We start from the raw sequence: 11446 nt of genomic DNA on the forward strand, positions 1-11446 counted from the left end.
GATTACCCTTCAGATGACGACCAATAATAGGCGCGACCGTTGTCACTGGCGCCAAATATGGCACTGGCATCAGCACTAATGGCCATGGGCCAATTCATCAGAGATGTGGGAAGCTGCCAACAGGTTTCACCACTTTGCACGTCGATCAGGTAAAAATTCCCCGGCGTTTCCTGCCCTGATTTTTCAGGCTGACCATCCGTTGCCGTTGCATAGATTGCCTGACTATCCATGTTTACGCCAGGGTTTGGATCATACTGAGTGTTTTTTTGCCATATAGCCATTGGTGTGCATGGAATACTGGGGGCTGACTTCACCGCGAATAAACAACCGTGGCTTTCCTCTGCAAGGTTGACGCCATACACCAGGTAAACCGCGCCATCGACACCTTTTTGAATGGCAATAGCGTAAGCAACGGAAAGCGTAAAGTCCTCGGGTTGATAGCACCAGGCAGGGTGTGTGGGAAGTTCAAGGCAAAATGCCAATGCCTTACCGTCATGACTGGCCGCTGCCCACCAGGTTCCATCATAACTTATAGCCACACGCTGCAATCCGGCCCCAGCCTGGTAAAGGGCGGGAGATTGCAGTTTGTCCCCATAGATGGGAAAGTGGCCGACTGTGCCCGCCGCACCTTCGGTAACATCATAACTGCGAGTAGTTGCCACAACGGCAGTGCAACCATCTGCGCTTAGCTGGCAGCTTTGGCAATACTGGTCAGTATAAATATATTGGTCTGTTAGCTGATACTGGCCATTTTTCAGTACGCAGAGTAGCAATCGATTACCAGCCACGGCGATCAGTGTTTCGCCGGTTTCAGATAGTGCAACCTGATTCACCCTGCTTTGGGTTTGCAAATCCAGCAAGCGCTTGCCAGTAGCGCTGTCGTAAGCATACAGAAAGCCGGTATCCGTACCTTGCTGGCTAAGGGTGCCGCCTGCTGCCGCGAACTGACCATTGCCGCTTACTGCAACCCAGTACACACCCTGGTAGATATCTTCGCCGATCTTATCTTGCCAGAGCAGCGTACCGCTTTGGTTATAGCAAAACACCGAGAAGTCACCATTACCGTATTCCTGAGAAGTGCCAAGCACACATACTTGGCCGTTAGCACTGATGGCGGTTGAGTTAATTTGATAGCTTGCTTGCGGCTCTGTGGTCCAGACCGGTTGTGATGAGATTCCCATTCGTATACCCCTTCTTCCATTGATACATGTATTACTGAAGCCGCTTAGAACTGCACTTGCACTGCGGGTTAATTTGATTGAACCAGCATTCCGGCATTGGGTCAATTTGAGCGCTGTCAGCCGTAGATTTTCAGCTTTACTTGTGTTGGTTTGGAGCTTGGAAATAGCTTAAAAAAGCGGCTGCCTATAATGCTTATTCGTCCCTATTTATGGCAAACCATTTGCCACATCCCTCGGATAAGTATGATGGTTCAGTATCTGCCGCTGAAATCAGTTGCAGCCGACTCAGGCGGCTTCATTAGGTAGTTGCTTTATCCTTTCACCGAAGGGCATATTTGTTCCTTTTGCTAAATAATTGAATTCGCAGCCAAGCCTTTGATTGTCTAAGTTATTCTTTGAAGTGTCTGCAGAAATAGATAGTGGAATTCGCTTGAATATACGGGAATACTGATATCGATCAGGCGTTTTTTGTTTGGCAGCACCTAGAATTAGCCAGGCTAATGCGAATTGTATAAAAAATATGCGTTGTATGTGCGGGGCACTGACATTACAATCCGCGCCCGATTTAGCCCCCATTCCTCGGATATCAGCTAACAAAGCCTATCCGAGGCAGGCAAGACAGTTAGTTATTGAGGAACAGGCAAGGTGCATAAGGCCGATTTTATTCAGATAAGACGTTTTATCGTTAAGCTTGGCAAAATGCTGCATAAATACGGTACGCCAGCCTTTCGTCAGGAAGCGCACCTTACCGAAGTTGCTACTTATCTGGGCGTACATGCATCATTTATCTCCACGCCGACGTCGCTGACCTTTGTGATCTGGAGCGATAAGCATGAGGATGAGTACACGCATGCCGCCAGAGTACAGCCAGGTGAGCTGGACCTGGGCTCCCTGTCGCGTACCGATGAGTTGGTGACACAGTTGCTGGACGGCAAGTTGACGCTGACAGAGGCTGATAAGCTTCTGGATGAAATTGACGCCCTGCCTAACCCTTACAACCTTTTGGCTACTGGTGGTGCATTCTGTTTATCCAGTGGCGCCTTTGCTATGTTGCTGGGCTCCGGCTGGCATGATGTCTTATGGTCCAGCCTGATTGGCTTAGTGGTCTACTGCTGGGTGCTGTGGGCTAGTAAGTCACGTCGTGTCACCCACATGTTGGAGCCTATGGTTGCGATGACAGCGGGTCTGCTGGCTTGTGCCATTAGCAGTTATCTGGATGCTAGTATCAATATCCGTTTGGTGGTGTTGTCTTCCATTATCGTATTTATACCCGGCCTGGCCTTGGCATTAGGATTGGCCGAGCTTTCTTCCCGGCATTTGGTATCAGGTACCGCCAGGGTGATGGATGCCATTATGCTGCTGTTTAAATTGTACTTTGGGGCGTTTCTCGGCATTGCTTTTGGCTTCGGTATGTTTGGCCAAGCCGAGTTTGTACCTGCTGAGCCTTTACCGCGTTGGATGGCCTGGCTGGCTATCTTACTGCTTTGCACATCTTTGATTGTGATCTTCCGCATCCGTCTTAAGCACGCACCCTGGGCTTTACTGTCGGGGTTTATCGCCTATGGTGCGAGTATTTTCAGTGCTCCATATTTGGAACACGGGCTGGCTACCTTTGTGGGGGCTTTTGCGGTGGGGGTATATTCTAACCTCTTTACCCGCCTGGCCAATGCGCCGGCGAGTATCGTGGTGATGCAGGGGTTGATTGTATTGGTGCCTGGCTCAAAGACCTATATAGGCTTGAATTCCTTTGTTTCAGGGCAGGACTTCGTGCACGCCGAGCATGTAGGTCAGGAAACCTTCCTGATCTTTATGTCTTTGGTGGCAGGCTTGATTTTTGCCAACGTGGTGATGCCAACCAAAAAGGCACTCTAGTGAAAGTGTTCAAGCCGAGCGGATGCCCGGCCCGATGGGAATTATTGGTCGCCAGCCGCGGCGGTAAAGACTATCTCAACCAGCATGTCCGGGTTCACCAGCTCGGCAATAATACAGGCCCTTACCGGCGCTTTGCCCTCAGGTAGCCAGGCATCCCATATCTTATTGAAGCCATCAAACAGGCTTCTGTCCTTCAAATAGATGGTGGCACTGATAAGCCCGGCTTTGCTGCTACCCACTTGTGCCAAAGTACCTTCCGCCAGCTTTAATAGGTCTTGGGCTTGTACTTCGATATCTGCTTGCAGATTCTCCGGCACCTCTGCCCAGTAGGCAGTCTGATTGTGAATACAAATATCCGACATGCGTTTTCCAGGATTAATGCGCTGGATACTCATTTTGCGTGCTCCAATTTAATTCTGTGTACGCCGAAGCGGCCAAAGAAAAAATACAAATAGGTTATGGCCAATATAATCAGGGCAATTGCCACTAACTCCTCCATGGGACTAATAGCCAACATGGTAAAGTCTATAAAGGCTGGTGTAGCGCTGTAAAATAGAAACCAAATGGCGTTGGTGAAACCATTACGACTCATTCGAAAGTAGCGTAATGGGATAAACAACAGCATCATGGCGCTGAATAGAAAAGGAATATTCAGCTCAAAGTACACCAAAAACAAACAAGTAAACGCCAGGTTGGCGCAGAATATATGACTGATTTTCACAGATACCTCAAAACTCTATAAATATCAGTGTGTTACCTTCTATGACTTATTTTGAGCAGTCATGAAAAGGAGAGCATAAGCCCCCCAGATAAGCTATTTCGCTGTTTTAACGTGTGTTTCGAGCCACTGATGTTGCTCCCACAGCATATGCAGCAATGACTCTCGTGCCCGGTAGCCATGCTGCTCATGTGGCAGCATCACCAGCCGCGCTTTTCCGCCCAGGCCTTTTAAGGCTGCAAACATACGTTCAGACTGCATGGGGTAGGTGCCCGAGTTAGGATCATCCTCGCCATGCAACATCAACATAGGTTCGTTGATTTTCTCAGCGTGGAAAAACGGCGACATGGTGGAATAAACATCCTGCGCTTCCCAGAAACTACGTTCTTCGCCCTGGAATCCAAACGGCGTCAGGCTGCGATTATACGCACCGCTTCTGGCGATGCCAGCTTTAAACAGGTCACTGTGTGCCAATAAATTTGCCACCATAAAGGCGCCGTAAGAATGCCCGCCTATGGCGATGCGATTTGGGTCGGCAATGCCTTTGTCCACCAGAGTTTTCACTGCTGCTTCGGCGCTTTGCACCAGTTGGGTGCGGAAGCTGTCGTTGGGCTCTGCATCCCCGTCACCCACAATGGCCATAGTCGGATCGTCAAATACCGCAAAGCCCTGTGCCAGGTGAGGCATTGGGCCCCAGTAGCTGACCCGCACAAACTCATATGGGGAGTCTTTCACCTGACTGGCTACGTCTTTATCTTTGAACTCGCGCGGGTAGGCCCACATCAACACCGGCAATGGCCCCTGAGATTTATCATAGCCAGGCGGCAGATACAGTGTGCCATTTAAAGCGACGCCATCGGCACGTTGGTATTGAATGCGCTCTTTGCTTATCCCTACAAACCCTGGGCTAGGATGTGGAAAATCACTGAATTTATCCAACTTACCTGAGCTCAGATCGCGCACAAAGAAATTAGGCTGCTCTGTTTGTGATTCACGCATGGTCAGCAACTTGCTGACCTTATCGTCCAGCACCAGCATAACCTGCTCATAATAAGGTGCTTCAGATTGCCAGAGGCGTTCTTTATTGGCATTACTAAAATCATAGCGCTCGAGAAACGGCACATTGCCCTGAGGAGAGGCACCGCGTCCGCTAAGATAAACCTGGCTGGCATTGTCTATTTTGATCACCGACTGGCCATATTGATTGCGCTGGCGAACAAAACTGCCAGGATCTTTGTATCTGTCGTTATAGGAACGCTCCTGGAACAATACCCACTGTGCTTTAGGATCGGCGGGCTGGAATTTCCAGCTACGCAGCATGCGATCGCTGAAGCGCCATTCGCTGACCACGGCCAGACTCTGATTTCCCCATTGAATGCCGCTATAGCGACGCTCCAGGTGCAACATTTCACTTGGCTCAGCGGAGAAGGGGGCTGCCAAACTGTATACCGCGTCATGATGGGCCATTTCTTTGCTCATATCGCCGCCATCCAATGCTTCAGCCCAGACCAGGGTGGCTGCCACATCGGCACGCCAGTGAACATCCCTGGGGCCTTCACGCACCGAGTCGAAGCCTTTCGGAATAGTTTCACCTGATGGCAGCTTGGCCAGGGTTCTAACCACCTTGCCGCTGGTATTCCAGACTTCAATCAGCTCAGGGAAACGGCTATAAGGCACCATATATGAGAAGGGCTTTTGCAACTGTGAAACTAACAAATATTGACCATCGGGGGACGGGGCATATTCACTAATCATTCCTGCTTCACCGAGCAGCGTAACTTTGCCGCTCAGGTCAATTCTGGCCAGTTGTGAGCGTGTAAGAAACTCAAACAATGCTTCATCGTATGGGGATTTAAGTAAGTCAGAATAGGTACGTACTGCGGCTTTTTTGCCGTCTGTGGTCTGAATCACTGGCTTAGTGGCTGCCAGTGTCTGTCTAGGGCGGGCATCTGCGGAGGCCACAGTTAATCTGGTATATAGGCCGCTTGCATCGTCGAGCCATAGGTATTTTTCACCCCGCAGTGACGCACTAATGAAGCGGTCACTGGCCTTGTGCAGACGTTTGTTGGCTAAGTGGTAAATCCAAAGCGTTAGCCCCTGCTCATTTTCTAACACGAAGGCTAATTTTTGTGAGTCTGGGGCAAAACTCACATCCATAATCTTACCTTGGGGCAGATTACTTAAGGTGGTATCTACGCTGCCATCCACACTTTTAATACGAATGCCCTTATAACCTTGTGCCCGGCTAGGGGCGAAGATGGTAGGGTTAATTTTCAGACCGGCCAGCTTCTCTTCTGGCTGCGCCAACTCGGCCAGCGTTTGGGTGCTTGGCCTTTCCATAAAGGCCAGCCACTTCTTGTCATCTGAAACGGTAACGCCGGGAGCGCGGGGCGCATCCACCAGATCGGCGATGATTTGCGGAGGGGAACGGTAGCCTTCATCCTGTTCGGTCGTAGCCTGCAGGCTTAGCGGTATCGCCAGCAGAATGCATAGTAATCGTTTCACGCTTTGTCCTTTTTATAATTGCTATTGTATCCGCTTCGATAGTAGCGCAATTCTCCTCTTGCTGGGGGAGGATTTTCGATAGATTGAAACTGCGGTGAGACGGAAATCTGGCCGGATGCGAGCGAATACTGATACTAAGCCGTGAGATAAAAAAGCCCTGCACAGAGCAGGGCTTTTAGGTAACTAACACAATGCGTTACAGGTTTTCGATGGTTTGTTTTTGTTCCAACAGCTTATCTACCTGAGTCTGGAACTCCGCTAGCTTGGCCTGCTCTTTTTCGATTACCGCAGGTGGGGCTTTGCTGACAAAGCTGTCATTGCTCAGCTTGCCCTGAGTACGCGCCATATCCGCCTGCAGTTTTTCCAGCGCTTTACCAATACGCGCCAGCTCGGCGTCTTTGTCAATCAGGCCAGCCATGGGGATCATCACTTCCATTTCACCAACAATGGCGGTGGCAGACGCTGGGCCTTTGTCACCTTCGGGCAATACTGTGATGCTTTCCAGGCGCGCCATTTTGCTCAGTAGCAGCTCGGTATCGGCCAGACGGCGCTTGTCTTCACTACCTGCGTTACGCAACAACACCGACAGTGGCTTGCTGGGGCTGATATCCATTTCACCACGGATATTACGTACACCAACAATCACCTGTTTTACCCATTCGATGTCGCTTAGTACTTGTTCATCAATCAGACTGGTGTCTTGCACCGGAAAGGCTTGCAGCATGATGCTGTCGCTATCCTGGTAATCTGCCTTACAAAGTGGTGCTGCGCGCTGCCAAATTTCTTCAGTGATAAAAGGCATGATGGGGTGCATCAAACGCAGCAGGCTCTCCAGCACGTTTACTAGCGTATGGCGGGTGCCACGTTTTTGTGCTTCGCTACTGGTGTCGGCATTCAGTACTGGCTTGGACAGCTCCAGATACCAGTCGCAGAACTGGTTCCAGGTAAACTCATAAATAGCCTGTGAGGCCAGGTCAAAGCGGTAATCTTTAAGTGCCGCTTCGAAAGCCGTCAGGGTTTGCTGGAAGCGCGCCCATATCCACTTATCAGCCAGGCTTAGTTCCAGCTCGCCACCATTAACGCCGGTATCCTGCTCTTCGGTATTCATCAGCACAAAGCGCGAGGCGTTCCACAGCTTGTTGCAGAAGTTACGATAGCCTTCTACCCGGCCCATATCGAAGTTGATATCACGGCTGGTGGACGCCATGGCGGTAAAGGTAAAGCGCAGTGCATCGGTACCGTAAGCGGCAATACCGTCCGGGAACTGGGCGCGGGTGCGCTTGGCAATCTTCTCGGCCAGTTGAGGCTGCATCATGCCAGCGGTGCGTTTGGCGACCAAGGATTCTAAGTCGATACCGTCTATCAGGTCGATAGGATCCAATACGTTACCCTTGGACTTGGACATCTTGTTGCCCTGCTCGTCGCGGATAAGGCCGGTAATGTAGATTTCTTTAAACGGAATACGGCCGGTGAATTTCTTGGTCATCATGATCATTCTGGCCACCCAGAAGAAGATGATGTCAAAACCGGTAACCAACACGGAAGAGGGCACAAAGGTATCCAGTTCCGGGGTTTTCTCTGGCCAGCCCATCGTAGCGAATGGCCATAGCGCCGAGGAGAACCAGGTATCCAGTACGTCTTCGTCCTGACGCAGTACCACATCCTCAGCCAGGCCGTGCTTGGCGCGTACTTCAGCTTCGCTGCGACCTACATAGACATTTTCCTTGTCGTCATACCAGGCAGGAATACGGTGTCCCCACCACAATTGACGAGAGATACACCAATCCTGAATGTTGTACATCCACTGGTAGTAGGTTTTGTTCCAGTTCTCTGGGATAAAACGGATCTCACCGGACTCCACCGCATCAATGGCAGGTTTTGCCAGTGATTCTACGGCTACGTACCATTGGTCGGTCAGATAGGGCTCGATAACCGCGCCGGTGCGATCACCGCGCGGCACTTTGAGCTTGTGATCTTCAATCTTGACCAGCAGACCTAATGCATCCAGATCCTGTACCACTTTTTCACGGGCAGCAAAGCGGTCCAGCCCCTGATAGGCTTCAGGCGCGTTGTTATTGACCTTGGCGTCGCTGGTGAAAATGTTGATCATGTCCAGGTTGTGACGTTTGCCAATTTCATAGTCATTGAAGTCGTGGGCTGGTGTGATCTTCACGCAGCCGGTGCCAAATTCAGGGTCAACATAATCGTCGGCGATGACTTTGATCAAACGGCCGGAAAGCGGCAGAAGGATGTCCTTGCCAATAAAGGCCTGGTAACGCTCGTCGTCAGGATGCACGGCCACGGCGGTATCGCCGAGCATGGTTTCCGGACGCGTGGTGGCAACCACCAACTCGCCGCTGCCATCGGCCAGTGCGTAGCGCATATGCCACATATGGCCGGCTTCTTCTTCACTGACCACTTCCAGATCGGATACGGCGGTGTGCAGCACAGGATCCCAGTTAACCAGGCGCTTACCGCGATAGATCAGACCTTCTTCATGCAGTTGTACAAAGACCTCCTGTACCGCATTGGACAAGTCGTCGTCCATGGTGAAGGCTTCACGAGTCCAGTCACATGAAGCACCTATGCGACGCATTTGCGAAGTGATAGTGCCACCGGAGTGTTCTTTCCATTCCCAGATCTTCTCGATAAAGGCGTCGCGACCTAAATCGTGACGGCTTTTACCCTGGGCTGCCAACTGACGCTCGACGACCATCTGGGTGGCTATACCGGCGTGGTCGGTACCTGTTTGCCATAAGGTGTTGTTACCTTTCATACGATGGTAGCGGGTCAGCGCATCCATAATGGTTTGCTGGAAGCCGTGGCCCATATGCAGGCTGCCGGTTACATTTGGCGGTGGCAACAAAATACAGTAAGGCTCACCTTTACCGCTGGCTTTGAAATAATTGCTCTGTTCCCATTGCTGGTAACGGCTTTGTTCGATGTTCTGTGGATTAAAAGTCTTATCCATCTCAGCTCTCATTTAAACTTGAAGCGGCCCGGGTATCCAACTGGTGGCCCTGACCTCGGTATTGTTTGTATCGCTCTCTGGCCTGCGGCTTTTGCTGCTCTGATGCCGGCACAAAGTCATAAATCTTTCTGGCTCGTTGATGTTGCGGTGGCAACAGTTCGGCAAGGTTAATCAGTACCGGGCGGGCATTGGCCTGTTGTCCAACCCAACTGATCTCCACAGGCGTTCCTTTAGACGGGCCTTCTCCGCTAAGGTTATGCGGAATAAAGGCATTGCTGGGCCGCTGCCACAGCAGTTCATCCAGGGCTTCAGCCATCTGTTGATCCTGGCACCACAACAGGCAGGACTGCTTATTGCGAAATGCCTGGGCCGCTAATTGACAAGCCAGCGCAAGGGGCGCTGGCTGATTGTCGAGTTTATCCTGCTCCAGCAGGTAGAATATTACTTCTGCCAAAGCATCAGTCTTCCATTTCCACGCCGGCGCGGTTCATCAGAAACTGAGTCAGCATAGGTACCGGGCGGCCTGTAGCGCCTTTGGTTTTACCACCACTTACCCAGGCTGTACCGGCGATGTCCATATGCGCCCAATTGTACTTCTTGGTAAAGCGCGACAAGAAGCAGGCGGCGGTAATAGTACCTGCCGGGCGCCCACCCAAATTAGACATATCGGCAAAGGGGCTTTCGATCTGTTCCTGGTACTCATCCCACAGCGGCAGGCGCCAGGCTCTGTCACTGCTTTGCTCTGATGCATTAATCAGTTCATGCGCCAGTGGGTTATGGGTACTCATAATGCCAGAAGCGTGTTTACCCAGCGCAATCACACAAGCACCGGTCAGGGTAGCCACATCCACCACGGTATCAGGGTTAAAGCGCTCTACATAGGTCAGCGCATCGCACAATACCAAGCGGCCCTCGGCATCGGTATTTAGTACCTCAACGGTTTGACCCGACATAGTGGTGAGAATATCACCGGGGCGATAGGCATTGGCATCCGGCATGTTTTCACAGCCAGCCAGCACACCTATGACGTTTATTGGCAAGTCCAATTGTGCCAAAGAAGCCATTACACCCAGCACAGAGGCGGCACCACCCATGTCGTATTTCATTTCGTCCATGGCTTCGCCTGGTTTGATAGAGATACCGCCAGAGTCGAAGGTCAAGCCTTTACCAACCAGTACAATAGGGGCCTGGCTGTTATTACCGCCCTGATAGTGCATGACGGTCATGATAGATTCATTGTGTGAACCACGACCAACCGCCAGGTAGGTGTGCATACCAAGCTCAGCCATCTGCGCTTCGCCAATGCCTTCCACCGACAGCTTACTATGCTGTTCGGCCAGCTCTTTGGCTTGCTCCAGCAAATAGGCAGGGTTACAGATATTGGGTGGCATGTTGGCCACGTCTTTACATATTTTTACACCAGTGGCCACCGCCAGACCGTGATTGATAGCACGCTCACCAACGGGCAATTCTCGTCGGGTTGGTACGTTAAACACAATCTTACGCAGTGGGCGGCGTGGTTCTTCTTTCTTGGTCTTCAGTTGGGTAAAGCTGTACAGCGAATCCTGAGTGGTTTCCACCGCCTGGCGGACTTTCCAATAGGTATCGCGGCCTTTAACGTGCAATTCAGTAAGGAAGCAGACGGCTTCCATGGAGCCGGTTTCATTCAAGGTACTGATGGTACGGGCAATAATCTGCTTATACTGGCGTTCATCCAGCTCCCGCTCTTTACCACAGCCAACCAACAATACCCTTTCACTGAGAATGTTCGGCACATGATGTAGTAACAGCATTTGGCCGGCCTTGCCTTCCAAATCCCCGCGACGCAGCAGGTTACTGATATAACCACCGCTGATTTCATCCAGTTGTTCGGCGACCGAGCTCAGCCTGCGTGGTTCAAACACACCCACTACAATACAAGCACTGCGCTGTTTTTCCGGACTGCCACTTTTTACACTAAATTCCATCCTTCACCCCATTAACACTGGTGTTCAACCATCTGGTGCGTTAGCCTTTTTGTTGATGTCCGCCCGGGCAAGAAAAGAAGGAAGTTGCCGGGCTACTTGATATGGCAGGGAATTTTTTAGATATCCCGTTGCCAAAACCGCTAAAAAAGGCCGGAATCGCAAATTAAACTTGTGAAAACATTAAGTTTACTTAAAAATTTACAGCATTCCACTAAAAATCCCGCTTTTCTAT

General features: G+C 50.9%; 9 protein-coding genes. 1 reads left to right on the plus strand and 8 read right to left on the minus strand.

Annotation, left to right across the window (positions count from 1 at the left end; translation table 11 throughout):
• Positions 1 to 2: 2 nt before the first annotated feature.
• Entirely contained in the window at positions 3 to 1181 is a 1179-nt protein-coding gene (locus tag J0A65_RS07540; RefSeq protein WP_206593519.1) for an outer membrane protein assembly factor BamB family protein, read from the minus strand.
• 285 nt (positions 1182 to 1466) lie between these two features.
• Positions 1467 to 1778, minus strand: coding sequence for a hypothetical protein (locus tag J0A65_RS07545; RefSeq protein ID WP_206593520.1), 312 nt, complete (start codon positions 1776 to 1778; stop codon positions 1467 to 1469).
• A 48-nt stretch (positions 1779 to 1826) separates the two neighbouring features.
• Here J0A65_RS07545 and J0A65_RS07550 point away from each other — a divergent pair, with 48 nt between their 5' ends.
• The gene (locus tag J0A65_RS07550; protein ID WP_206593521.1) at positions 1827 to 3053 is read left to right on the plus strand and encodes a threonine/serine exporter family protein; all 1227 of its coding nucleotides are present in this window, start codon (positions 1827 to 1829) and stop codon (positions 3051 to 3053) included.
• 41 nt (positions 3054 to 3094) lie between these two features.
• On the opposite strand, the gene J0A65_RS07555 is transcribed toward J0A65_RS07550, so the two are convergent.
• From J0A65_RS07555 to pepA, 6 genes are all read right to left on the minus strand, one after another.
• Positions 3095 to 3448, minus strand: a complete 354-nt coding sequence (locus J0A65_RS07555) for a RidA family protein (RefSeq protein ID WP_206593522.1) — start codon at positions 3446 to 3448, stop codon at positions 3095 to 3097.
• Positions 3445 to 3774, minus strand: a complete 330-nt coding sequence (locus J0A65_RS07560; protein WP_206593523.1) for a hypothetical protein — start codon at positions 3772 to 3774, stop codon at positions 3445 to 3447. The genes J0A65_RS07555 and J0A65_RS07560 overlap by 4 nt, the downstream gene beginning before the upstream one ends.
• 93 nt (positions 3775 to 3867) lie before the next feature.
• Complete coding sequence (locus J0A65_RS07565) at positions 3868 to 6276, minus strand: S9 family peptidase (protein WP_332874312.1); 2409 nt, start codon at positions 6274 to 6276, stop codon at positions 3868 to 3870.
• Between the two features lie 196 nt (positions 6277 to 6472).
• Entirely contained in the window at positions 6473 to 9247 is a 2775-nt protein-coding gene (locus J0A65_RS07570; protein WP_206593524.1) for a valine--tRNA ligase, read from the minus strand.
• Between the two features lies 1 nt (position 9248).
• On the minus strand, positions 9249 to 9701 hold the full coding sequence (locus tag J0A65_RS07575; RefSeq protein WP_206593525.1) for a DNA polymerase III subunit chi: 453 nt from the start codon (positions 9699 to 9701) through the stop codon (positions 9249 to 9251).
• A 4-nt stretch (positions 9702 to 9705) separates the two neighbouring features.
• On the minus strand, positions 9706 to 11214 hold the full coding sequence (pepA, locus tag J0A65_RS07580; protein WP_206593526.1) for a leucyl aminopeptidase: 1509 nt from the start codon (positions 11212 to 11214) through the stop codon (positions 9706 to 9708).
• Positions 11215 to 11446 lie beyond the last annotated feature (232 nt).

It is taken from the genome of Bowmanella yangjiangensis (assembly GCF_017255015.1).
Classification (GTDB): domain Bacteria; phylum Pseudomonadota; class Gammaproteobacteria; order Enterobacterales; family Alteromonadaceae; genus Bowmanella; species Bowmanella yangjiangensis.